23 protein-coding genes are annotated in these 24,988 nt (G+C 49.4%); 6 read left to right on the forward strand and 17 right to left on the reverse strand.

The window, feature by feature from the left end:
* The first annotated feature begins 31 nt into the window (after nucleotides 1–31).
* From proC to ABEW34_RS06680, 5 genes are all read left to right on the forward strand, one after another.
* Nucleotides 32–913, forward strand: coding sequence for a pyrroline-5-carboxylate reductase (proC, locus tag ABEW34_RS06660; protein WP_430156257.1), 882 nt, complete (start codon nucleotides 32–34; stop codon nucleotides 911–913).
* On the forward strand, nucleotides 910–2,130 hold the full coding sequence (locus ABEW34_RS06665; protein ID WP_430156260.1) for a 2,3-diketo-5-methylthiopentyl-1-phosphate enolase: 1,221 nt from the start codon (nucleotides 910–912) through the stop codon (nucleotides 2,128–2,130). Before proC ends, ABEW34_RS06665 begins: the two co-directional genes overlap by 4 nt.
* A complete protein-coding gene (locus ABEW34_RS06670) occupies nucleotides 2,127–2,798 on the forward strand; it encodes a 2-hydroxy-3-keto-5-methylthiopentenyl-1-phosphate phosphatase (protein WP_430156263.1) in 672 nt (223 codons plus the stop codon). Before ABEW34_RS06665 ends, ABEW34_RS06670 begins: the two co-directional genes overlap by 4 nt.
* Entirely contained in the window at nucleotides 2,798–3,448 is a 651-nt protein-coding gene (gene mtnB, locus ABEW34_RS06675; protein ID WP_430156266.1) for a methylthioribulose 1-phosphate dehydratase, read from the forward strand. Before ABEW34_RS06670 ends, mtnB begins: the two co-directional genes overlap by 1 nt.
* 191 nt (nucleotides 3,449–3,639) lie before the next feature.
* On the forward strand, nucleotides 3,640–4,677 hold the full coding sequence (locus ABEW34_RS06680) for a MerR family transcriptional regulator (protein WP_430156269.1): 1,038 nt from the start codon (nucleotides 3,640–3,642) through the stop codon (nucleotides 4,675–4,677).
* Nucleotides 4,678–4,699: 22 nt separating this feature from the next.
* Here the strand turns inward: ABEW34_RS06680 and ABEW34_RS06685 are convergent, their stop codons facing one another.
* Nucleotides 4,700–5,572: an SDR family NAD(P)-dependent oxidoreductase gene (locus ABEW34_RS06685; RefSeq protein WP_430156272.1), complete on the reverse strand. Its 873-nt coding sequence runs from the start codon at nucleotides 5,570–5,572 to the stop codon at nucleotides 4,700–4,702.
* 144 nt (nucleotides 5,573–5,716) lie between these two features.
* On the opposite strand from ABEW34_RS06685, the gene ABEW34_RS06690 reads away from it, so the two are divergent.
* Nucleotides 5,717–6,181 (forward strand): MarR family winged helix-turn-helix transcriptional regulator, encoded by a 465-nt coding sequence (locus ABEW34_RS06690; protein WP_430156275.1) that lies wholly within the window; start codon nucleotides 5,717–5,719, stop codon nucleotides 6,179–6,181.
* Nucleotides 6,182–6,290: 109 nt separating this feature from the next.
* Here the strand turns inward: ABEW34_RS06690 and argC are convergent, their stop codons facing one another.
* The 16 genes from argC to panB all read right to left on the reverse strand — a co-directional run bounded on the left by argC (nucleotide 6,291) and on the right by panB (nucleotide 24,761).
* Nucleotides 6,291–7,244, reverse strand: coding sequence for an N-acetyl-gamma-glutamyl-phosphate reductase (argC, locus tag ABEW34_RS06695; RefSeq protein ID WP_430156279.1), 954 nt, complete (start codon nucleotides 7,242–7,244; stop codon nucleotides 6,291–6,293).
* A 112-nt stretch (nucleotides 7,245–7,356) separates the two neighbouring features.
* Nucleotides 7,357–9,774, reverse strand: coding sequence for an RNA polymerase recycling motor HelD (gene helD, locus ABEW34_RS06700; protein ID WP_430156281.1), 2,418 nt, complete (start codon nucleotides 9,772–9,774; stop codon nucleotides 7,357–7,359).
* Between the two features lie 363 nt (nucleotides 9,775–10,137).
* Nucleotides 10,138–11,013: a sugar phosphate isomerase/epimerase family protein gene (locus ABEW34_RS06705; RefSeq protein ID WP_430156284.1), complete on the reverse strand. Its 876-nt coding sequence runs from the start codon at nucleotides 11,011–11,013 to the stop codon at nucleotides 10,138–10,140.
* A gap of 217 nt (nucleotides 11,014–11,230) precedes the next feature.
* Nucleotides 11,231–11,920 carry a DnaD domain-containing protein gene (locus tag ABEW34_RS06710; protein WP_430156287.1) on the reverse strand — a complete coding sequence of 230 codons (690 nt, stop codon included), beginning with the start codon at nucleotides 11,918–11,920 and terminating at the stop codon, nucleotides 11,231–11,233.
* 33 nt (nucleotides 11,921–11,953) lie between these two features.
* Nucleotides 11,954–13,177: an acetate/propionate family kinase gene (locus ABEW34_RS06715; RefSeq protein ID WP_430156289.1), complete on the reverse strand. Its 1,224-nt coding sequence runs from the start codon at nucleotides 13,175–13,177 to the stop codon at nucleotides 11,954–11,956.
* Entirely contained in the window at nucleotides 13,177–14,049 is an 873-nt protein-coding gene (locus tag ABEW34_RS06720) for a 3-hydroxyacyl-CoA dehydrogenase family protein (RefSeq protein ID WP_430156292.1), read from the reverse strand. The genes ABEW34_RS06715 and ABEW34_RS06720 overlap by 1 nt, the downstream gene beginning before the upstream one ends.
* Nucleotides 14,050–14,207: 158 nt before the next feature.
* Entirely contained in the window at nucleotides 14,208–15,704 is a 1,497-nt protein-coding gene (locus ABEW34_RS06725) for an AAA family ATPase (protein ID WP_430156294.1), read from the reverse strand.
* Nucleotides 15,697–16,239: a hypothetical protein gene (locus ABEW34_RS06730; RefSeq protein ID WP_430156297.1), complete on the reverse strand. Its 543-nt coding sequence runs from the start codon at nucleotides 16,237–16,239 to the stop codon at nucleotides 15,697–15,699. Before ABEW34_RS06730 ends, ABEW34_RS06725 begins: the two co-directional genes overlap by 8 nt.
* Before the next feature lie 146 nt (nucleotides 16,240–16,385).
* Nucleotides 16,386–16,913 (reverse strand): hypothetical protein, encoded by a 528-nt coding sequence (locus ABEW34_RS06735; RefSeq protein WP_430156300.1) that lies wholly within the window; start codon nucleotides 16,911–16,913, stop codon nucleotides 16,386–16,388.
* The gene (locus tag ABEW34_RS06740; RefSeq protein WP_430156590.1) at nucleotides 16,913–18,214 is read right to left on the reverse strand and encodes an amidohydrolase; all 1,302 of its coding nucleotides are present in this window, start codon (nucleotides 18,212–18,214) and stop codon (nucleotides 16,913–16,915) included. The genes ABEW34_RS06735 and ABEW34_RS06740 overlap by 1 nt, the downstream gene beginning before the upstream one ends.
* Complete coding sequence (locus tag ABEW34_RS06745; protein ID WP_046232083.1) at nucleotides 18,195–18,851, reverse strand: redox-sensing transcriptional repressor Rex; 657 nt, start codon at nucleotides 18,849–18,851, stop codon at nucleotides 18,195–18,197. Before ABEW34_RS06745 ends, ABEW34_RS06740 begins: the two co-directional genes overlap by 20 nt.
* Nucleotides 18,848–21,712: an ATP-dependent DNA helicase DinG gene (gene dinG, locus ABEW34_RS06750; RefSeq protein ID WP_430156302.1), complete on the reverse strand. Its 2,865-nt coding sequence runs from the start codon at nucleotides 21,710–21,712 to the stop codon at nucleotides 18,848–18,850. The genes ABEW34_RS06745 and dinG overlap by 4 nt, the downstream gene beginning before the upstream one ends.
* A gap of 18 nt (nucleotides 21,713–21,730) precedes the next feature.
* On the reverse strand, nucleotides 21,731–22,459 hold the full coding sequence (locus ABEW34_RS06755; protein ID WP_430156303.1) for a tetratricopeptide repeat protein: 729 nt from the start codon (nucleotides 22,457–22,459) through the stop codon (nucleotides 21,731–21,733).
* A gap of 116 nt (nucleotides 22,460–22,575) precedes the next feature.
* Nucleotides 22,576–22,959: an aspartate 1-decarboxylase gene (panD, locus tag ABEW34_RS06760; RefSeq protein WP_430156306.1), complete on the reverse strand. Its 384-nt coding sequence runs from the start codon at nucleotides 22,957–22,959 to the stop codon at nucleotides 22,576–22,578.
* Nucleotides 22,952–23,842: a pantoate--beta-alanine ligase gene (panC, locus tag ABEW34_RS06765; protein ID WP_430156592.1), complete on the reverse strand. Its 891-nt coding sequence runs from the start codon at nucleotides 23,840–23,842 to the stop codon at nucleotides 22,952–22,954. The genes panD and panC overlap by 8 nt, the downstream gene beginning before the upstream one ends.
* Nucleotides 23,817–24,761 carry a 3-methyl-2-oxobutanoate hydroxymethyltransferase gene (panB, locus tag ABEW34_RS06770; RefSeq protein WP_430156308.1) on the reverse strand — a complete coding sequence of 315 codons (945 nt, stop codon included), beginning with the start codon at nucleotides 24,759–24,761 and terminating at the stop codon, nucleotides 23,817–23,819. The genes panC and panB overlap by 26 nt, the downstream gene beginning before the upstream one ends.
* Between the last annotated feature and the right edge of the window lie 227 nt (nucleotides 24,762–24,988).

Here is a 24,988-nt window from a genome sequence, read left to right on the forward strand (position 1 = left end):
TACGATTTCGAAAATAATGGAGGAAACCGTTATGTCAATAGATACAGACACCAAGACGATTGATCGCATTCAGTCGCTGCAAATCGCTTTCTACGGCGCAGGCTCCATGGCGGAAGCCATCGCCCGGGGCATGATTAATCAGAACCTGACGCAGCCGAAACGCATTGCCATGCTCAATCGGCAAAATGCCGATCGTTTGAACGAGCTTAACAGCCAGTATGGTGTTCAGACGATTTTGCAAGGCTCCTCAAACGAAGCTTTTCTGAAGGAAGCCGATATTATTTTTCTCGCCATGAAGCCAAAAGATGCGGTCGAAGCCATTGCAGGCATTAAGCCTTATATTTCGGAGCATCAGCTTATTATTTCGGTTATTGCCGGACTATCGATTTCTTCGATTGAGCTGCTTCTGGGCCGCAAGCTGCCTATCGTACGCACAATGCCGAATACGTCCTGCACGATCGGGCTCGGTGTTACAGGCATCAGTTATTCCGAAGCGGTGACGAAGGAGCAGCAGCTGCTGGCGGAAGCTATTTTCCAATCCGTTGGCATCACCTCCGTCGTTGAGGAGAACTATCAAGACGCCATTACAGGCGTATCGGGCAGCGGCCCGGCTTACGTGTATTATTTTATGGAATCGATGATTGATGCGGCGAAGGCAATGGGCCTTAGCGAAACGGCTGCCAAGGAGCTTGTTACGCAGACGGTGCTTGGTGCCGCAGAAATGGTCCGTGCAACTGGCGAGGAGCCTGCGGAATTGCGCCACAAAGTGACATCCCCGAACGGGACGACACAAGCAGCGCTTGAGCTGATGAGCCAGCAAGGTTTAGCTGAGACAATTGCCAGCGGCATGAAGCGTTCCGCCGAACGCGCAGCCGAAATCGGAGCCGATATTGAAAGGAGCTTGAAAAAATGAGTGAATTTTGCATTGCTACCTACCGCAGCTTTGATGATAAAGCTGATTTTGATAAAAAAGCGTTATCCATTGCCGTCGGCCTGACGGTTGGTAGCTGGACCGATTTGCCAGAAGCGCGCAAATCCGAAATGGAGAAGCATCTCGGCAAAGTATTGTCCGTTGAGGTGCATGAAGGCGGAGAAGGCAATCGCTACGCTGATATTCGCATCGCCTATCCAGATATCAACTTCAGCCGCGATATCCCTGCCCTGCTCGTTACGATTTTCGGCAAGCTGTCAATGGACGGACGAATTAAGCTGATTGATATTGAAGTTTCACAGTCGTTCGGCTCTGCTTTCCCGGGTCCGAAGTTTGGCTTGCAAGGCGTTCGAGGCCTGCTCGGCGTACAGGAGCGCCCGCTGCTGATGAGCATTTTCAAATCTGTTGTCGGCCATGATCTGGCGAACTTGCAGGAGCAGTTTTATAAGCAGGCGCTTGGCGGCGTTGATCTGATTAAAGATGATGAGATTTTGTTTGAAAATCCGCTGACCCCGCTGGAAAAACGCGTTGAGGCTTGTATGGAAGCTGCCGAGCGCGCCCAGCAGGAAACGGGCCAAAAGCTGCTGTATGCCGTCAATTTGACGGGCCCTACTTCGCAGCTTGCTTCTCAGGCGCGCAAAGCGATTGCCGCTGGTGCTAACGCCCTGCTCTTTAATGTGCTGGCATACGGCTATGATGTGCTGCATGAGCTTAGCAAAGATCCGTCGATCAGCGTACCGATTGCAGCGCATCCGGCTATGGCAGGCGCGATGTATCCTTCGCCGCACTATGGCATTGGCGCTTCCGTGCTCCTGGGCAAGCTTATGCGCCTTGCGGGAGCTGATCTCGTGCTGTTCCCTTCTCCTTACGGCTCGGTCGTCATGCCGAAGGAAGAAAATCTCGCCGTCAAGGAAGCGCTGCTTGCCCCATCCAGCGAGCTGCTCACCAGCTTCCCTGTTCCATCCGCGGGCATTCATCCAGGCCTCGTGCCGCTTATTTTGCGCGACTTCGGCACCGATGTAGTCGTCAACGCTGGCGGAGGCATTCACGGCCATCCGATGGGCACCGCTGCTGGCGGACAAGCCTTCCGCCTCGCGATTGATGCAGCGATGAATGGCGTTCATCTGCGCGCTGCTGCCGCAGCTCCTGGCGGCGAAGCGCTGCAAGCTGCTATTGACGCTTGGGGGATTAAAGAATGACAGCAGCAAAAAAACGAATCGTGTTCTGCGATTTCGACGGAACGATTACGGTAAACGATAATATTATTGCGATTATCCGCCATTTTAACCCGCCGGGCTGGGAGCCGATTGTGGAGCAGACGATTACACAGCAAATATCCATTCGTGAAGGGGTAGGCAAGCTGTTCCGCCTCCTCCCTTCTTCTATGCAAAAAGAAGTTGTCCATTTCGGCATTACGAATGCCCGCATTCGCGAAGGCTTTGGCGAATTCCTCTCCTACTGCCGGAAAAATGAGATTGAATTTTACGTGACAAGCGGCGGCATAGACTTTTTCGTCTATCCGGTGCTTGAGCCATTCGATATTCCACAGGATCATATTTATTGCAATGGCCATGATTTCAGCGGTGCTAATATTGAAATTACATGGCCGCATCCCTGCGATGGACAATGCAGCAATGAATGCGGCATGTGCAAAACGACCATTATGCGAGGCTTCCCCGCTGAGAAATATGAACGTATTGTCATTGGCGATAGCGTGACGGACTTTGAAGGCGCAAAGCTGGCGGATACGGTATTTTCCCGCTCACACCTGACGACGAAATGCCAGGAGCTTGGCCTGCCTCATTCCGAATATGAGACGTTCCATGATATTATTCGCGTGCTTGACAAGGGAAAGGATGAATCGTAATGACATTTGAGCAAATGACAACCGAGCAGAAGCAGAAGGCACTCGCTGATCTGCGTGAAGTAAAGGAGCTGTTTGCCTCGCGCGGCTGGTTCCCTGGCACAAGCGGCAATCTGTCCGTGCGCGTAGGGGATTTCGACCCCGAGCAGTTCCATTTTGCCATTACGGCAAGCGGCAAGGATAAGACGGTTCATACACCGGAAGACTACCTATTCGTCGATAAAGAAGGCCAAGCTGTCGAAGCGACTAAGCTTAAGCCTTCGGCGGAAACGCTAATCCACTGCGAAATTTACCGCCAGACGGGCGCAGGCGCTATTTTTCATGTGCATACCGTCTTTAACAGCGTCATCTCGGAATGGTTCTGGGATCGTAAATCCGTTCCGGTTGACGGCGTAGAGCTAATTAAAGCTTTCAATATTTGGGACGAAGAAGCGCATATCGACATTCCGATTGTGTCCAACTTCGCCAACATTCCGCAAATCGTTCCTGAAGTGACGGAGCGCCTGCAGCCGGAAATTCCCGGCATTTTGCTGCGCAAGCACGGTATTTATGCTTGGGGAGCGACTCCGTTTGAAGCGAAGCGCCATTTGGAGGCGTTTGAGTTCATCTTTGAATACGTGTATCGCTGGGAGCTGTTGAACGGCCGCAAATAATGCGCTGTTTCAAACACAGGCTATATTAGGATAAGACTATTAAATACGGCGAAGAGCTGTCTCGATGCACACCCGTGCGGAGGCGGCTCTTTTTTCAAGGGGGAATCAGCTGCAGACTGAATGAGCATCGCCAAAAAAAGCTTGACCCTTACGTTAGGGAAAGGTGCATGCTTAGTAAAGGAGGGATGACTGTGAAAGTATTTGAAGCGGCACGGCTGCTGGATACAACTCCGCGTACGCTGCGGTTTTATGAGGAAAAAGGGCTCGTTACGCCCGCGAAAGCGCGCGAAAACGGTTATCGCCTGTATAGCGAGGAAGATATTGAGCGGCTGCGCTGGATTATTGCGCTCCGTGAGCTGGGCATGCCGCTGGCTGCCATTGGCGAGGTGCTGCAAACGGCACGCCAGCCTGATGATTTTCTGCGACTAGCCGATCGTGCGCGCGCTCTCCTCTATGAGGAATGGGTCGCAGCGGGGCAAAAGCTGCAGGCGCTTGATGATACGATAGCCAAATGGCGGCAGCAACCACAGCCAGAGCTTGGCGCTGCTGAGGTTGCTGCGGAAAAGATGAAGCATTCCCGCTCCCAGCGAAGCAGCTGGAATGATCGCTGGGATTATGATCGTCTAGCGCTGGAGCATGGCGAGGCTGCCCCAATGGCTGTTTTAGCAAAGGTGCTGACCCCCACCAGCTATGAACAAGCGTTAATGAAGACGCTGGAATGGATTGATCCGATTGCAGGCGAGTACGGTGCCGAGCTTGGCGCTGGAACAGGCAATCTGTCTGTCAAGCTCGCAGAAGCCGGTGTACGCTTAACAGCTATTGAGCAATCGGCGCAAATGCTGGGCATTTTGCGTCGGCGTTTGCCGCATGTGGATGCGAAGCTCGGCAACCTGCTCACCCTGCCGCTTCCGGATCGAGTATGCTCCTTCATCGCTTGCAGCTTTGCGATGCATCATTTGAATGCTTCCCAGCAACTGCTTGCTCTGGCTGAGATGGATCGTATTCTGCTGCCTGGTGGACGAATAGCCATTACCGATATTAGCAGGAATAGCGAAGCAGCAGACTCATCTAAATTTGCCGCTGCCGGGCAGCCAATTGCTGCGGCAATTGAGCCTTTACGCTTGCATGAGCTTCAAAGCTGGCTTCAGTCGCGCCGCTACTCCATCTTCGTTAAGCGGTTGGAGAGCGCTGCGATCATGATTTTTGCGGTAAAATCAGAACAGTCATAATATATCGGCTTAGGCCCGTTATTTAAATCCATTCCTTTTGCTTCAGCAATTGTTGTGTCTCTCTCCACAGCCTAGACTGCATTGCCAGATCGCCGCCGGGGCGCACAGGAAGGATCGATTTGCCTGTCCCAACGTTATAATATCCGCCAGTAACGTCTTGATATTGCGTATCAACTGCTAGGCGGGTAATAATCTCGGCACCTTTGCGCGGATCTCCAATACGCAGCCATTTTAAAATTCGTTCAAGCAGTGGGGCAAACCAGAGCTCGCGGCCAAGTCCGGTTACATTAAATCCAGGATTGAGCGTATGAACAGCTACACTAGTGCCAGATAATTGACGGGAAAGCTCTCCTGCAAACATAATGTTCAACAGCTTCGTTTTTCCATAGATGGCTGACGAGCCCCTCGCTGTAAAGTCAGCGGTATCCGTCAAATCTTCAGGCAGCGTCAGCACCCCATGATTGCGTGACGCTTCTGATGCCACATTGACAATTCTCGCTTTGTTTGAAGCCATGAGCGACGGCAGTAAAATTTTCGTCAATAGCCAGGGAGCCAAATAGTTGACGGCCATCATTTCCGAGAGGCCTTCAGAGGTGATCCGCTGTTCAAAAGCATGCAGACCCGCATTATTTACGAGCACATCGATTTTGGGATAGGCTGACCTGATTTCCTCCCCTATCCGTTTCACATCCGCCATAATAGATAAGTCACCGTAAAAAAAGACCATTTCTGAATGAGGCGCAACCTCATTAATCCTTCTGGCTGTTTCCTCCGCTCGCTTTCTGCTTCTGGCAGTTAATGCAAGCTTCATGCCGCGCTTGGCTAAATCCATTGCCGCAATCTGTCCAATGCCGCTGGTCGCTCCTGTTATGACAGCCACTGAATTCATATTCATACATTTCTCCTCCGTCATGCTGAATTTATTTTGACACCTTCTAGACAAAATCATATAATTGACATAAATCAACTATATGATTTTGTTTGATATATGTCAATTAAATTCAAATGTAAATCTATGGAGCCAACGGAGATGTTTATTATGGACAATAACCAATCAGTGCAGCTTTCACCGAGAACACAGCTTGAGCTAAAGCTTGGTGAGCAGCTTAATGCGCTTATCAGCGCCTCCCACGCCTTGAATGTCAGAGCTGCTGCGCGGTTCGACTCTACCTTGCAGCCCGCCGCTTTTTTAATTGTACGGTGGCTCCTTTCCTATGGAGCAACTAGCGCCACTGCTTTAGCCGAAGCAACAGCTATGGACCGCAGCTCCGTCAGCCGTCTGGTCAACCAGCTTAAGGGGCTCCACTATGTACAAAGTGAAACAGCTCCTGAGGATCGCCGCGGCGTGCGCTTATCTTTAACCGAGCTTGGACGAGAACGAACTTTGGAAGCCTTGAAGGAAAAAGAATCCGCCTTCTATGCCAGCATTTCACAGTGGGATGATGCCACGCTGAAGCAATTCACCGAAATGCTCCAAAATTTCAATAGCTACAATTTGAAATAGCATATGTACAATTAAAATAAAAGATTAGAGCTGCCCGACTTCAAGAAAAATCGGTTGCCATGGACGAAAAAATAGGCCAACCGGAAATCTCTGGTTGACCTATACGAAATTAGTTCATCAAGCTATTCCCCTCATCTAATCCAAGCATGAGATTCATATTTTGCACCGCAGCCCCTGATGCACCTTTACCTAAATTATCGTACCTTGAAATAATATTCACCTTGCCCTTTTGTCCAAAAACAAAAATTTCCAATCGGTTCGTGTTATTGCACTCCGAAATCATAAAGTGTCCTTCATCAAGATTTGCTTCTGAATCATATGGCATGACATGTACAAAACGCTCCGCTTCAAAATACGCGGATAATGCTTCATGTACCTCTTTTGCAGAAGCGTTTTTGGTCAAAATCCTGCTAATTAAGGGGACTGACATTGCGAGTCCTTGTGCATAATTGGCTTTTATGGGCGTAAATAATGGTTCATATAAAAGTCCTGAATACATCAACATCTCAGGTATATGCTTATGATTGTGCTGCAGCGCATAATGTCTTGGAACATGAAGTTTTCTTTCAGCAACTAATGCTGAATTCTCATATTCTTCTATTCCGCTTTTGCCAGCTCCGGAGTAGCCAGTCAAGGAATAACACGTTACAGGGTAATCTTGTGGAAGAATGCCTGCTTCAATTAGCGGTCTAATCGTAAGAATAAAGCCCGTTGCATGACAGCCTGGAACAGAGACTCTTGATGCCGACTGTATGAGCTCTCTTTGATTTTTCAACTCAGGCAGACCATATACCCAGCTTTTATCCGTTCTAAAAGCAGTGCTGGTATTAATGATTCTTGTTTTGTTATTTTTCACAAGCTCAATTGACTCTTTGGCAGCCGCGTCGGGCAGACAAAGAAATACGATATCTGCACCATTAAGGAATTTACTTCGTTCTTCAGGATCTTTTCTTTTGTCAGAGTCAATCCTAAGAACTTCAATGTCCGACAGCTTTGCCAGATACTCAAAAATCTTCAAGCCTGTCGTGCCTTCTTGTCCGTCAACAAATACCTTAAATGTCATAAAGCTCTCCTCTGTTATGAATATATATTCTTAATAATGAATAATTATACATAGTTTTATAGCTTTAAGCAAATTTCATTTGCAACGTTTATGACACGTCTTCCCCGATCCATCAAGATGTGGCTAGCTCATACAAATGCGCAGGCAATGTCTGCACGAATGGCGACCAATTGCCCGCCGTATAAAGATTAAGCTGATGCATAGCCCGTGTACATGCCGTGTAAAGAAGCTTGCATTCGTTTTCCTGTCCGTAAGCTTCGGGCGAAGCATCATAGATCAAGACTGCATCGAACTCGACACCCTTGGCCAGATACACAGGAATGACCATTACTCCTTTTTCAAAGCCCAACGTTTCCTTCGTAATGAGCTGCAGAGCTGCGCCTCCATAAATCCGCAACGATTCATGAGCCTTCCGGCTTTCGGCTGCAGTCTTCGTAATGACGGCAATGGAATCGAAGCCCTCGGCCCTGAGCGCTGCGATGTCTGCTATCATTTGCGCATCACGCTTTTCCCCGCTGTCCATTCTCTTCAGAAGGGGTTTCTGGCCTCCCCTTTCAAAAGGTTCAATTTCTTCCCCTCCTGGAAGCATCAATCTCGTAAATTCAACTATCTCCCTGGTTGAACGATAACTGCGTACAAGGCAGACAAGGCTCGTTTCGGCTTCGCCATAAAGGCGGACCAGCGGCGAATCGGAGGGGGACAAACTTGTAGCCTGCATGAAGATCGCTTGCCCAAAATCACCAAGCACCGTCATCCGAGCACGTGGAAACAGCTTTTTTATATATTCATATTGAAACGGCGAATAATCCTGACCCTCGTCAACGAACACATACCGGATTTCCTTGTTCGTCCGGACGCCTTCGATCAGTTCTTTTACATACAAATACGGAGTCGCATCCTCGTAGAATAGCTCATTGCGAAGCAGCGATTCCTTCGTTTGCCTGCATATTTCAGGCCACAGCGGAGGGACGACAGCCCCATTCGTTTTTTCTTGATAAGCGGCCTCGTCAACAAACAGTTGGCCATATATACCTTTGATATCTACGAACGAGAGCTTCTTCACCATTTTCCGTAGCGGTTTAAAGCATTCTTTCACGATCCTTCGGCAGAGCAGCTCCTCCTCCCTTGTAGCGAAGTCAAAATCGCCTTCATCTTCCCGAAGCTTGTTGCTTATTTTCTCGCGAACTACGGCGTATTGTTCCGCAATGTCGAATACTTCCTTATCTTTATGCAGCATTCCGAAAACTTCCGCGTACTGCTCGGCATCGAGATAATTCAGCTCTTCCTGCACCCAAGGCGCTTCCCGCTCCTTACGTTCCAGCAAAACCAGTTCTTTCTGCAGCCATTCCTGTAAAAGTTCGATACGATTGAGCAACGGCTGAGAACGATCATATTCGTAAAATTTCGCTTTTATTCGCTCTGCGGTAATCAGATCGCGTTCTCGAAACCGGATACCGTTGAATCGCATGCCTTTTTGTCCCAACCACATGCCATAGTCCTTCAGGGCTTGCAGGAAAACCTCGGAAGCTTTATATTCGATCCCCTGAAGTCGAGCCTCATAACCTGGCACCCCTTGTGCGGTCAGTACATATTCAATCTGATCAAAGGCATCCTCAGGCCGTAATGAAGAACCTAGCCAATAGTCGAGATATTCTTGAAAAGTCGTCTGCTGTATATTCTCTTCACCAAGCTCCGGAAGGACGGTGGAGATATAACTGGTAAACATCGGATTCGGCGAAAATAGAACGATCTGATCGGCCTTGACCGACTGGCGATGTTTGTAAAGCAAATACGCCACTCGCTGCAATGCCGCGGAAGTTTTGCCGCTTCCAGCCGCCCCCTGTACGATTAGCATCCGGCTTTTATCATTTCGAATGATGGTATTTTGTTCCCTCTGGATGGTGGCTACGATACTCTTCATTTGCGAGTCCGCCCCTTTGCCGAGCACTTGCTGCAGCAATTCGTCTCCGATCGTTTCGCTCGCATCAAACATGCTCTGGATTTGCCCGCTTTGAATCTGAAACTGGCGTTTGAGCTCCATCGTCCCTTCGATTTGTCCTGCTGGCGTGACATAAGAAGCCAAGCCGGGGGAGTAGTCGTAGTAAAGGCTCGCAATGGGCGTACGCCAGTCATAAATCAGAAAGCTCAAACCGGCATCGTCGATGAAGGAAGATACGCCGATATAGATTTGCTCGCTGATGCCCAGACCATCTTCCTGAAAATCGAGGCGTCCGAAATAAGGAGATGGAAGCAGACGTTTCATGCTGTCCCATTGCTGCGCCAACAGCTTGCGGCCCCGCTCCCGTTCGGCCAATACCGCGGACTGCTGGTTAATCGTATAGAAGGTTTCTTCGAAATCTTCTTGCGTGCTTGTGTTGATCGTAACCTCTTCCCAAAACCGCTTGCGAATGTCCGCAGCCTGATCGCGCAGCCCGGCAACCTCCGGCTCCAGTTTGGCGATTCTCGCCTGCAGCTTGTTCCTGACCCCTTCCAGTCGCTCCTGTTCCTGCCGCCAATCCTTCGTATCCATTCTCCTGAACACACTCCTTTTTCCGTTTTTCTGGGATAAAAAAGAGCATTGACAAATCAAAGTTCCAGATGTACAATTAAAGTGGGAATAAAATTGGATACATCCTCAATGTGCATCGTCAATGACGCTATCGATTATATCATGGCGTTATTTTGTGTTCAATCTATTTTTTGTTACCCTCTCCTCCTTCAGTCTGAACACTGATCCGGATGTGCACAGTTTATACAAACCACCGCGGAATTAAGCGGTCATGAGAAGACCCTCGAATTCATCAAGGGTCCTCTTTTTTATTTCAAACCTGTACTAATAGTTTGTGCCACTCCAAGATTTGGCCTGCGTGTCATCAGGCTTATTTGCATCTCATTAGCGGTATCGTTTAATAAACTCGACAGCTTTGCGAATATCCTCCTCTGGCTGCGTACCCACCTCGCGCTCAATCGTCAAATAGCCCTGATAACCGATCGACTGAATCATCTTAAAATAAGCATCAAAATTTACGCTGCCCTCGCCAAGCGGCAGCTCTGAAAAGTCCGGGCCTTCGGAAGCCATTTGCGCGATTTGCCCATGATCCATTTTTTCATAGCCTAGCGCCCCATATACTAGCCGGGGGTCCACAACACGGTGGCGGACGCCATCCTTCACATGCGTATGCACAACATAATCCCTTAAAATGTATAGCCCATTCACAGGATCATCTCCAGTAACCATGACCATATTCGCCGGATCAAAATTAACCGAGACGCCCCGCGAGCCCAGCGTATCAAGAAACGCTTTCAAATGCGCCGCTGTTTCCGGCCCCGTCTCAATCGCAAAATACGCCTGATGACTAGTTGCATAATTCGCCAGCTCCTCACACGCCTGCTGCATGGATGCATATACTTCGCTATTCGGATCGTCCGGCACGATTCCAATATGAGTTGTTACAATGTTCGTTCCCAGCTCAACTGCTAAATCCAGAATGCGTTTGGATTTTTCGATTTTTAACGGATTGGCACGTTTATCCTGAAAACCATGTCCACCTAAATCGCCGCATAACGCCGATATTTCAAGCCCTAGCTGGGCAATTTCCTCCTTGAGCTGCTTGCGCTTGAATCCTGTCAGTACAGCAGGGTCCATTTCTCCATCCACTGCATATATCTGCACGCCCTCCGCTCCAGCATCCTTTGCCAATCGTAATCCTTCACTTATGCCGACGCCAAAGCTATCAACGATTACTCCAATTTTATTTGTAAGCTGCATGCTTTGTTCATCTCCTTTAATAAAGCTACTCCATTTAATTCGCTTTCCACTATCGTAATTCCTACCTCTCGTACATATAGCAGCTGAAAGCTTGCTGGTGCATAATTAGCCAGCAACCAAAAGTCAAAAATAAAACGGCCGCCACCCTAAAAGGGATGACGACCGTCGCTATATTCAATCCGAAAAACGCATTGCTTACAACCAGACTTCCCTGCACTTATCCCCTGCCGCCGCGAAAACGCTGCGCATGGGCGCGGGCTTCATCCTCGTTCGTTACACGATTGCGGCTCCATTCAATTAAGATGCGGTCAATGTAGCGGAAGCTTAGCTTCCCGGCAAATACCGCTTCCTTAAGGGCAAAGCGAATAAGCTCTTCCGCATATTTATCTTCATCCATCCACCCACTAATGGTCTCGCATTCGATTGGAGATAGCAGCCGGCCAAACTCCTGTTCAAAAATATTAAACAGATTGACCGGATTTGCTGCGCGCTGCACCGGCTGGCGCTGCGCCTTCTCCGCTTTTTTCGACTCGCGTTTTTCCAGAGCTGCCCATTCCGCTGCCTTAAGCAGCCAGCCGCTCCAGTTATATTGCTCGGATTGGATGCCGGTATGGGAGTCCAGGTGCTCATCAATCGCCAGAAAGCCTTCTTTCATAAGCTTTCCGAGCTGCTCGACAATGCTGCGCTGGCTTGCGTCCATACGCTCTGCCAGCTCGTCTGGCGTCGGGAAACCATTTCCCTCCGCATCACGAAATGCCATAAGCTGCAGCAGTAGCAGCAGCTCGCTATCCGTCAGCCCAAGCTGCCGATAAGATCGCAGCAGCAGAGCGGATATATGCACACCGCCCTCCTCCATTACAGCCGCCATACCGCGCGAGTAAGCTTTCCAGATGTCATCATTGCTCACTGCTTGCCCGCCTTTCCATTAAGCCTGCTTTCTTTAAACGTTTGTTTCTCCAGCAGCCTGTGCTTTTACCAATGAAAACGTATCGCGAGCGATCAAGAGCTCTTCATTCGTAGGAACAACCAGCACCTTCACGCGCGAAGCTTCTGTCGAAATAACCCGCGCATCCTTACTGCGCCTTGCATTTTTCTCTTCATCCAGCTCAATGCCAAGGAAAGTGATGCCATCGCATACCGCTTTGCGAAGCGCCGAAGAGTTTTCACCAACGCCTGCTGTAAACAGCAGGACGTCAATGCCGTTCATCGCAGCTGCGTAAGCACCAATATATTTACGAACGCGATACGTGTACATATCAAAAGCAAGCTTCGCATTACGGTCGCCTTCCTCCATCGCTTCCGTTACTTCACGCATGTCGCTGCTGATGCCTGAAATCGCCAGCATGCCGCTATGCTTATTCAGCATGGAATTAACTTCGCTAAGGGTCAGCTCTTCTTTATTCATGACAAAAGGAACGATCGCCGGATCAAGATCGCCGCTGCGCGTACCCATCATTAAACCTTCAAGCGGGGTCATGCCCATGCTCGTATCAAACGATTTGCCATCCAAAATCGCCGTACAGCTCGCGCCGTTACCAATATGAGCCGTAACCATTTTAAGCGACTCCAGCGGCTTTCCAAGCAGCTCTGCGCCTTGCTGGCTCACATATTGGTGCGATGTACCGTGGAAGCCGTAGCGGCGTACCTTGTGGCGACGATAGAGCACCTGTGGGATCGGGTATAGGTAAGAGGTGTTCGGCATCGACTGGTGGAACGCTGTATCGAATACAACAGCCTGTGGAACGCCCGGCATATTCGCCTCAACCGCCGTTATCCCCATCATATGGGCTGGATTATGCAGCGGCGCCAGATCAAACAAGCGGCGAATTTCAAGCTTAACTTCAGGTGTAACAAGCGTGGAGCTGTTGAATACTTCCCCGCCATGCACAACGCGGTGTCCAACCGCCTCTATTTCATCCATGGTCGCAACTGCGCCATGTTCCGGATGCGTCAGCATGTCGATAACCTTTTTAACTGCCGTCACATGGTCCAAAATTTCGCTCACATCACGCACTTCCGGCTTGTCCGCTGGTTCATGCGTTACGATGGAGGAATCCATGCCGATCCGTTCAACCCGGCCGCTTGCCAGCACCGATTCATCGCGCATGTCATAAAGCTGATATTTTAGAGAAGAGCTTCCTGCATTAATAACGAGTACTTTCATTAGATCCGGTCCCCATCCTTGTCATATTTGAAAAAGCCAACGCCCGTTTTTGCGCCCAGTTGGCCAGCACGCACCATTTTTTTCAAGACGATGGAAGGGCGGTATTTGAGCTCGCCATATTCACGGAACATCCGGTCCAGTGCAGCAAGCACCGAATCGAGGCCGAAGCGGTCTGCCATCTCGAAAGGACCGTGCTGGAAGGAATAGCCGATACGCATCGCGCTGTCGATATCTTCCGCTGAAGCGACGCCTTCCTCCAATACATGCAGAGCTTCGTTTATGAATAAGCAAATAAGGCGGGATGTTACGAATCCGGGAGATTCAAATACCATGACGCCTTTTTTATGGATAATTTCTTCAACGAAATGTTTGGTGCTCGTAAAGGTATCCTCGCTCGTTTTAAGACCACGAACAATTTCTACCAAATCGATTTTGAGTACCGGATAGATGAAATGAAGTCCAATCACCCGTTCCGGATGTGCAGATGCACTAGCCAGCTCCGTCAAGCTGAGCGTCGACGTATTGCTCGCCAAAATAACATCAGCGCCGCAAATGTCGTCTATTTGGCTAATGACAGCTTTCTTGCTTTCCAAGTCCTCGGTAACCGTCTCAATGACCAGCTCGCATTCGGCCAGTGCATCATAAGATAAAGTCATATGAATACGGTTCATAATCAGCTTCTTCTCAGCCAGTGTCAAAGCCCATTTCTCGATTTGTTTGTCCAGGCTAAGCTCAATCATTTGCCTGCCATATGTCAATCGTTCTTCCGAAATCTCGATTAAATGAACGTCCAGCCCATTAGAGGCCAACATTTCAGCAATACCCTGGCCCATTGTTCCTGCGCCAACTACGCCAACTTTTTTGATAGACATGATTCTCTCCTTGTCGTTTCCCTACACCATGTAAATGAGAAACATTCTCTTTATAGTTATGTTCAATGTTTATTATAACGGTTTTCTGAAAAAAAAGAAGACAGACATGTCGTCTGCCTTCAAATTGTAATAAATTGAGGATAATTCATGATGAATTATTATGCGCTTTGTGACAACTTCTTAAGCAATTCACGAAATTCAACGCCGCTGAGCGTCTCTTCACGAATCAGGACATCTAGCGCGTCCAGAAAAACTTGACGCTTCGTCGCCAGCATCGCAATCGTCTTGGCCATTAAATCGTCAAGGATGGAGCGATTAATTTTCGCCCAGGCATCCGGCGTCATCATTTCGGGATGAATAATGCCGAGCTCCGTTAAGCCTGATTCGACGAGCGTACGAACAATGTTCATCGCCTGATCAAAGTCGCCACGCGACCCTGTGCTGCGATTGCCGTAGAAGATTTCCTCGGCCGCCGCCCCACCAAGCGCAATCATAATTTGCCCATTCAGAAAATCCCTCGTATATAAATAACGGTCCTGCTCTGGATTATGACGCACATAGCCTAGAGCCTGACCACGTGGGGACAAAGTAACCTGAGATACGCTGCCCGGGCGGAGCAGCTCTGCCGAAATCGCATGTCCGAGCTCATGCAGCGCCACACGCTCGCGCTCCTCCTTCGTCGCCTCGCGATCCGTCTTCTCGCCCATCATAACCTTGTCAATTGCCATAGCCAGATGCTGCTCTTCAATAACCTCGCTTTGCTCCCGCATCGCATAAATGGCACCTTCGTTCATGACGCTCTCAAGCTGTGCGCCGGAGAAGCCGAACGACTCAGCAGCTACTTTCTCCAGCTCCACCGTATCGGCAAGCGGCTTGTTGGCTGCATGGATATTCAATATTTGATAGCGCGCTTTTTTGTCCGGCAGCTCTACGCCAATATGGCGGTCGAACCGTCCAGGCCTAAGCAGGGCGCTATCGAGCATTTCTTTACGGTTCGTTGCCGCAATAATGAGCAGCCGCGGTGCCGTATCGGCATGAATGCCGTCCATTTCCGTAAGCAGCTGATTGAGCGTCTGATCATATTCCCGATGCTGCCCGCCATCGCGCTTGCCGCCGATAACCTCGATCTCATCAATGAAAATAACGGCGCTTTCCTTGCCTGCTTTCTTCGCCTTCGTACGAGCTTCCTTGAATAAGTCGCGAATCCGGCCCGCCCCGACGCCAACGTACATCTCCACAAATTCACTGCCTGAGGCCGCCAAATAAATGGAGTCGGTATACTGCGCAGCTGCTTTCGCCATTAGCGTCTTCCCAGTTCCCGGCGGTCCCGTCAGCAAAATTCCCTTCAACGGCCGAATGCCGAGCTTGCTCAGTTCTTCATGCCGGACGAGAAAATCGAGCGCTTCGATCAACTCTTGCTTGGCCCGCTCCTGTCCGCCAATTTGCTCAAAGGAGAATGGCACGCTGTCCGATAGCTTCCGCCGCTTCATACCTGAAGCATGCGCAAGCTTACCTCTGCCGGTCGCTAAATAAACGACAGCAGCTGCGATAATGACAAGCAGCACAAAGGGCATTAAATTCACATTTATAAATAAAAGAAAAGCAATCAATACCGGAACAAAACCAATTGCCATTTCGATGCCGTATTTACGCATAACTGGACACCTCCAGCTGTGCGGCTACACGCGGAAGCACGATATACTTCGTAGCCGTACCATCTTTCAGCGTAATATATACATTGGTGTCATCCATATCGGTAACGGCCTTCACACCTGAATGTTCATCCGCCAAAGCTTTCAACGTCTCAGGAATAGTCGAATAGTTTTTGTGCTCCATCGCTTCAGCCACTTTGAATAAAGACGATGACCATAATTGATCCAGCTTGGCATTCGAGCTTGTATTCGCAATATCGAGCTGAATGTCGCGGCTTTGGGCGACAGATTTGCTTTGCTCGGCTATCGTTTCATATACATGCTTTAAATCTGCCCCAGCTGTAAGCGTCAGCGGGAAAGTAATACGGTCCGTATCTATAATAGGTGTCTCGGATGATGCAATACCTTCTATTTGATCAACCGCCTTGGCAAGCGGAGCTGCGAATGCAACCTGATGATAAATAAGCCAGCCTCCAAATAAAACGAGAGCGGACGCAGCAGCTGTTAGCAAAATCGGCATGATCTTGAGTTTGAACATCGTAAAAATCCCCCTCTCAATATGACGGTGATATACCAAACGCATATCCACTCCGATACACGAAAGTATATCACATCACCTGTTGAATAAGGGGGTGTAATAATAGCCAGCAATTCCAACTGTTACAGCTAAGGAAGCCGTTACAGCTAGGACGCCTTGTCACCTACTAAACTATATTTCTTCAAAAATGCGCCATCGCGGAACGAATAATACGCATAATAATATTTCGTTATCGCTTCATCACGGCTATAAAAAATTTCCCATACCGGCTCGCCGTTCAGCAATCCCGGCTGTGTTCTTTTAATATTCGCATCCGGCTCGCTGCTCAGTAAAGCAGTATCCGCCTGCTCTTGTGTAATATGCTCAGTCGCTTTTACCGTGAGCACAGGGCCTTCCGCTGTAGTCAGGAATACATAAACGTCTTGTTCATCAGCCGTGTTCCCTTTTACAACCCAAGAAATGCCATCCCACACCTGCTTTGTCATCCCGGTGACTTCCGTCAACTGCGCGGCTTCAATTGCATGCGCTTTAATCGGGGCTTCCTCTGCCCATAAATCCTTATGCACAGCACGGTAATAAACAATCGTAACGGCCAGCAATACGATAACAAAAATAACTGATAGAAAGACAGCTCGTTTTACCGTCCAAAACGGCTTTCTCGTTCTCGCCCGCATTATGCCTTCAACAGCCTCTCGAAGCTCGCCTGAGCATCATGACGAATTTTCTCCTCATCGAGCAGCGTGCATTCGCCATCCCGTACAACCTGGCGGCCGTCTACCCATACATGCTTAACGTCGCGACCAGAGCCGGCATATACCAAATGGGACACAATATCCGTCTGTGGATAAAAATGCGGCTGTTCAATATCGATCGCGATAAAGTCAGCCTTCATGCCAACGCGCAGGCGGCCAATGGAGTCCTCCTGCCAAATGGAGCGAGCGCCGTATACCGTTCCCATACGCAAAGCTTCAATCGCCGGCACAACCGTCGGATCGCCAGACACACCCTTATGCAGCAAAGCTGCAAGATTAATTTCCTTGAACAGATCAAGATTATTGTTGCTCGCTGCGCTGTCCGTGCCTAGCGATACCGTTACACCAGCGCGAAGCAAAGCAGGAACGCGGGCAATGCCGCTTGCCAGCTTGAGGTTGCTGACCGGGTTATGCGACACGGCTACTTTGCGCTGCGCCAGCAGCGCAATTTCCTCGTCATTCAAATGCACCGCATGAGCAACGAGCGCCGGGCGCGAGAAGAAGCCTAAATTGTCAAGATGCTGAACGGGGCGAACGCCATAATCGCGAACGTTCTGCTCTACTTCGGCAATCGATTCTGACATATGCGTGTGCAGCGGCAAATCATAATCATGAGCAGCCTGTACAAATTTTTCAATATAATCTGGCGGGCATGTATAAGGCGCATGCGGCGAAATCATCGTCGTAATCCGGCCATCGGCCTTGCCATTCCAATCGCGTGCGAAAGCAATCGCTTCCGCCAGCTTCGCTTGCTGCACTTCCTCTGGGCAGAGGCCAATGACGCCGCGCGTCAGACAGCCGCGAATGCCGGACTGTTCCACCACTTCGGCCAGCTGATCCATGCGGTCATACATATCCACGAAAGCCGTCGTACCGGATTTCAGCATTTCCACCACGGCAAGCGCGCTGCCCGCACGGGTATCAAGGTCGATGTATTTGCCTTCCATCGGCCACATTTTTTGCTCCAGCCATACTTGCAGGTTTTGATCATCGGAATAGCCGCGCAGCAAAGTCATAGCCGCATGTCCATGCGTGTTTACTAGACCTGGCATAATAACAAGCTTGCTGCCATCCAGCTTTTGCACGTCGGCTTGCAGCCCAGTTGGAGCTTCTGCTCCGATATATGTAATGCGATCATCGGTCACAACCATATGCCCTTGAAGCACATGCTCGCCATCCTCCATCGTTACAAAACGTCCATTTTCAATCCAAATTTGGCTCATTTTCGTCATCCCTTTCCCTCTCCAAGTAATAGGCCAGACTTAGCAGCTCTTTCGTAAAGTCAGCATGATGAATGCGAATTTCCTCAGGCACCTTCAATATCGCCGGGGCAAAATTAAGCAAGCCTTCAATGCCCGCGTCAATAAATTGATTAGCGACGTTTTGCGCTTCAAATCCGGGAACGGTTATAATGCCGATCCGGATATTGTTTTCCTCCACTGTTTGTTTCAGCATATCCATCGGCATAACGGTCAAATTATTAATTTGCGAGCCAATTTTAGATGGATGCACATCAAACACTGCGATGATTTTCATATTGTCTTTGGAGTATTTATTGTAATTGCACAACGCATGGCCTAAATTACCCGCACCGACAAGCGCGACATTTATCGTCTGATCAAGCTTGAGAATTTGGCGAATTTTTTCAATTAAATACGTCACATCATAGCCGATGCCCTTGCGGCCAAAATCGCCGAAATAAGCCAAGTCCTTGCGGATTTGCGCCGGATTTAAATCCAGCTTGACGCCAAGCTCCTGGGACGAAACGGTCTGCACCTCCCGGTTGTTCAGCTCGTTCAGCACTTGCAGGTAAATGGGGAGGCGTCTTACGACGGCCTCCGATATTTTCGTCTGCTTCACCCGTTCTCCTCCTCCTTCTCGGCACCAAGCCACTCTTTCATTCTCGGTACAATTTGCTCAATATGCATATGCTCAATTTTCGGGCCAGGCAAGGAATAGAGAAAATGCTTGCCATAATACGTTTCAATAACCCGCGTATCATAAATAATGACAATGCCTTTATCCTTCGCTGTTCGCACGAGCCTGCCGAATCCTTGCTTGAAGCGAATAACCGCTTGCGGGATCGACAGCTTCATAAATGGATTTTGCTTTTGGCGCTGCAGCAATTCCGACTTCGCCTCCAGCAGCGGGTGATTCGGCGGTTGGAACGGCAGTCTGACGATGGCAAGGCAGGTTAAGGCTTCGCCAGGAATATCAACGCCCTCCCAAAAGCTGCTTGTGCCAAGCAGAACGGACTCCGGCTGCTGCAAAAACCGCCGCGTGAGCTTCGTACGGTTGCCGCTGTCGATGCCTTGGCCCAGTACTTGAATGCTGGTGGCCGCAAGCGCCGCCTTAAGCGGATCGTATACCTGCTTTAGCATTCGGTAAGAGGTAAACAGCACGAGCATTCTGCCATTGGTCTGCTGCACCGCATCTGCCAAGGAAGAGACGAGCATTGAAATAAATGCGGGCTCTCCCGCTGAGCCTTTAAGCACAGGGAAATTGCGCGGAATAATAACGAGCGCTTGTTCCCGGTAATTAAATGGCGATGCAAGCTGTACGGTTCGCAGCCTTCCCGCTTCTTCAAAGCCGCCAAGTCCAAGCTGCTCTTCAGCGAACTGGAATGATTTTTGCACCGATAGAGTGGCTGACGTTAAAATAATGCTGTCCTTCACATCAAATAAATACTGCTGAAGCTGGCTGCTCACATCAATGGGCACTGCATAAAGATGCAGTGACCGATGCTTGTAGGTCATATTGGCCTCAAGCCAGAACACGTCCGTCGTCTGATCGACTTTCATGAAGCTGCGCAGGTCATCCTTCACTCTTGTCAAATCGCGCAAAGCGCCATTCAAGTCCGTTACAAGCGCCTGTACCGCCAGCTCATCGATGCGATCTTTAATCTCCTCAGACATCTTCTCAGCCGTCTTCAGCACGCGAATGAGCTCCGTATGAATATTGGTCTCTTCGGCCAGCACCTCGGACCAGCCTTCCGGGAGGCTATCGGCTCGCAAACGATAAACGGATTGATTATTCTCACCCATCGCATCCGGAGAAGCTTGAACGAAGCTGTACAGCATCTCAAACAGCCTTTCCCAATGCTCCTTTACTTCCGTGAAGGCGGGGATAATCGTATCAATCGTTTCCAGCCAGCCTTGCACCCGCTCATCGCTTTCCTGCTGTAGATGAATGCGCAGCGACGGGAGCAGGCCGGAACGTGCGTCCTTAAACATCCGAGTAAACGCATTCGTTATCGTATAGTAGCCAAGCTGCATGCCTAAATGCTTGCTTGCTACCTCCTCCACATGATGCGCTTCATCGACAATCAAGTGGCTGTAGGTTGGCAGCAGCCGATGGTCAGCCTGAATGTCTGTGAACAGCATGGAGTGATTCGTAATGCACACATCGGCAATATTGGCTTCATGCTTGGCACGATGATAATAACAGCGTTTAAACCAAGGACAAGCCCGGTTCAGACAGGAATCTGCATCGCTGGCAACGGTGGACCAGAAATCCGTTCCCTTGTTGCTGAAATTCAGCTCCTCCTGATCGCCCGTTTCCGTCTCGCCAAGCCACACGACCATTTGCGAGGCTGTTATTGCATCGTCAACGGGGGACATCATATCCCTTGTATTTATTTTACTTTCAAACTTGCGCAGGCACAAATAATTCCCTCGGCCCTTGAAGATAGAAGCTCGGAACTCTATCGGCAAAATCTGCTTAAGCAGCGGCACATCGCGTTGCCTTAGCTGCTCTTGCAAATTAATGGTATGCGTGCTGACGACTATCTTCTCATTCTGACGGATACCATAATAGAGCGCGGGAATTAAATAGCCGAGAGACTTCCCTGTACCCGTTCCCGCTTCAATGAGCAAATGGCGTTTGCTATCGAGGGAATCAAACACTTCACGGAACATCGTCGTCTGCGCTTCGCGTTCTTCATAATTAGGGAATTGTTCAATAAAGCGCTGCTTGATTTCATCCAAATATTGCTCGAATGACATATCCAGCAATGGCGAGGCTCCCTCTTCGCTGCGCGCGGACTTTTCCTCTGTCCATTCTCTGGCTTTCAATGCAAACTGATTGAAAAAATCATAATCCGGAACACCCATTACGATGTTCTGTTCCACCTGCTTAAGCGTCAGCGTAATAAACCAGCTTAAATCGCTGCCATTGTCTACAAGCGAAGATAACCGCTGCAAAGTCAGCAGCGGCAAGCTCCGTAGCTTTTGAACTGATTTGGCGAATATAACGGCGGTCGCCATCGCATCGCTATCAGCGCGATGATGATGATCATGTGTAATGCCGAACTGCTCAGAAACAGCACCAAGCTGGTAAGACGTAATCGATGGAAAAAGAATGCGCAGCAGCTCAATCGTATCGAGTCTGCGCCCTGCAAACGTATGGTAGCCGCTGCGATCGAGGGCTTGGTTCAGAAAACCAGCGTCAAAATTAACATTATGCGCTACAAGCACCGCATCATCAAGCAGCGGAATCATGTCCATCAGCACATCAGACAGCTCCGGCGCATCCGCCACCATCGCCTCGTCAATGCCGGTCAGCTGCGTAATAAACGGCGGTATCGCAATCGTTGGCTTTACAAACGAATTATACGTATGAATAACTTCAAGATCATCATCAAGGAGGACCAGCCCCACCTGCAAAATATCATCGGAGGCGCTGTGTCCGGTCGTTTCCAAATCAAGCACTGCATATTTCATAAAATAAATCCGATCCTCTCACAAGCAGCATAGCTCCGTACTGCCGAATAATAATGACAACTGCTGCGGACGTTCCCGGCAGCTCTGCAAATTATTCAGCGGATCCTTAAAGCTTGGGTCCAGCTCATAGGCTTTAAGGAAAAATTGCTCTGCCTGCTCCAAGTTTAAATGAACCGCTTGAATGCACCCAAGGGCATTATAGCTTAAAGCGAGCCATTTCGGATAGTCCGTAAGTCCAATTAGCAGTTGAAAATGACGCTGCGCCTCACTCCAATTTTGCAGGTGCATATTCGTCATAGCCAAAAACAGCCTTGCTAAATTGCATTCCGGCAGGTGGTTTACAGCAAGCTGGAACTGCTTTGCAGCATGGGAAAACATAAATAATTGATAATAGCCTTGACCTTTGGATATGAGCTCCGCTTGCTCTACAGTCATCCCAGAAATAGGCTGCTGCGAAACGTTTGGCTTTTCTGCTTGCTGCGGCGGCAAAGACTGCACAGCCGCTGGCGCTTGTCCTACATACTCCGTTGCTGCTGTAAGCAGTGAAGCATTTAAGGGCCCGGCTTCTGTGAAAACGGCAAATTTTTCTTCAAAATCAATCCATTGCTCAATTAAAGAATCGCTAATCTGCTTTAAAGCGTAAAGCTGCTCGTCATAATATTGCTTCTGCTCCTCCGCCGCCAGAGGGTAGGAATCAATAATGTTGTCGAGCATTTCGTTCATCGTCGCAAACATATGCTTGAACATCATGCATCCCGCCTTCACCAAAGAATTGAGGAGTGATAACCTCATTCTTTGTTAAGCGGGTGCTTTTCATACTTGGAACCAGCCTTTACATAAAGGAGGAACTGACGCCAGCCTGCTTACAATATCGTCGCATGAATTTCTTCCGTCATTTGCGACACCGGACGGTTCGCCTCATCCAAAATAACGACGCGCGGCATGTAATTTCTAGCCTCTTCCTCCGTCATCGATGCATAAGAAATAATAATGACCGTGTCTCCTGGCTGCACGAGGCGGGCGGCTGCGCCATTCAGACAAATAACGCCAGAGCCTCTTTCCCCTTTAATAACGTACGTTTCAAGGCGGGCGCCATTATTATTATTGACGATTTGCACTTTTTCATTAGCCCAAATATCCGCCGCATCCATCAAATCCTCATCAATGGTAATGCTGCCAACGTAATTGAGGTTAGCCTCCGTTACCGTCGCGCGGTGCAGCTTTGATTTCATCATCGTTCTAAACATTGCCATTCACCTCCACAGGTTCAAACAGCTCATTATCAATTAAACGGGTCGCCCCGAATTTTACGGCTAAAGCCAAAATGTAACGCTGCTGGGTACTTTGTAAAGGAACGTCAGCAACAGGTGTGGCAAGTGAAGGGTATTCCAGCATTTCGACATAATCGATATTGGCAAGTGGTGCTTCGCTAATCGCAGCACGTACTTTGTTTACCAGCGTTGCTGGCGTTAACGAGGCGTCCTTCATCCATTCCCGCGCCTTTGCAAGCGATGAAGAAAGGGCGACAGCCTGCGCCCGCTGCTCTGCATTCAAATACACATTGCGCGAGCTCAGCGCAAGCCCATCCGGCTCCCTTACAATCGGGCAGGGCACGATCGTTACCGGAAAATTCAAGTCCTTGGTCATTTGCTGAATGACAGCGACCTGCTGGGCATCCTTCATGCCAAAGTAGGCCCGATCTGGCTGCACCAGATGAAACAGCTTGCTGACGACCGTTCCAACACCGTCAAAATGACCGGGGCGCGATGCGCCGCATAAGCGGTCAGTTACATCGCTGACAAGCACCTTCGTTAGCACCTTGTGTGGATACATTTCGCTGGTCGATGGCATAAATACGATATCAATGCCATTTTCAGCTGCGATGGATAAATCGCGCTGCTCATTGCGCGGATACGTCTCAAAATCCTCATTTGGCCCAAATTGCAGCGGGTTGACGAATATCGACAACACGCTAATATCATTTTCTGCTGCTGCCTGCCGCATTAAACTGGCATGTCCTTCATGCAAATACCCCATCGTTGGCACAAAACCGATACTTGGCTTGCTGCCGCCACTATGCATCTTCATTTGCTGCTCTTTTAGCTCATCTATGGTTCGGCACAAAATCACGCTGCTCATTCCCCTCTCCAGCCTGCCGGCTTCCACCCGCACCTTCGACACCCTTCGTCTGCTCGCGGGTCGCTGAACCACCATAGAGGCTGTCTACAGCGTCCTCAGACCTTTTACCGAACACATGCTCCTCCGCTGGAAACTCACCGGATTTGACTTCACTTACAAATGCTCCGATGGCGTCGCGAATCGTCGATCCGATGTCTGCGTACACTTTCACCATTTTTTTCTTAATGACAGGTGATGAATATTGCAAAATATCGTGATACACAAGCACCTGTCCATCACATCCGCGGCCAGCCCCGATGCCAATCGTTGGAATCGACAGCTCGCGGCTAATACGGTCCGCAATCGTCTCCGTTACAAGCTCCAGTACGATGGCGTAAGCGCCCGCCTGTTCAAGTGCCTTGGCATCTCGAAGTATTTGCTCAGCTTCCGCTTCCTGCTTTCCTTGTACCTTGAAGCCGCCATGCGTATGAATCGATTGCGGCTTAAGCCCGATATGGCCCATCACCGGAATGCCTGCTTTGACCAGCGCTGACACTTCAACCGCAATTTCTTCACCGCCCTCAAGCTTAAGTGACTGGCCGCCGCCCTCCTGCATCATTCTGGCTGCATTGCGCAGCGTAGCTTCACGCCCTATTCCGTATGTCATAAAGGGCATATCCGTCACTATGAACGTATTGCGTGCCCCGCGTGCTACCGCTTTCGTATGATAAATCATATCGTCTAAAGTGACCGGAAGCGTCGTATCGTAGCCGAGCACCACATTGCCTAGCGAATCCCCAACAAGAATAATATCGACGCCAGCCTCCTCCGAAAGCATAGCCGACGGATAATCGTAAGCGGTCATGACGGTGAGCTTGTTGTTTTCCTCTTTCATTTGCTGCAAGTTCGTTATCGTTAAACGTTTCCTCATCTTGGCCTCATCCCTTCTTCAATTCTGTTTTAGGATAAACACAAAAAAACCTTTTAGCCGTCGCTAAAAAGGTCCCAAACGAAAAAGGAAACGTATCTCACTTTATTGCTTCCTTCTGTCTCGGTCCTTTCGGCTCAGAGCAGACTACTTGTAATTCCAACAAAACTTTCTTGCAATTCCATGCCAATGCTGGCATGAGGTTTAGCACAGTGCAGCTCCTTTCAGAT

This window comes from Paenibacillus algorifonticola, assembly GCF_050481745.1.
Lineage (GTDB): Bacteria > Bacillota > Bacilli > Paenibacillales > Paenibacillaceae > Pristimantibacillus > Pristimantibacillus algorifonticola_A.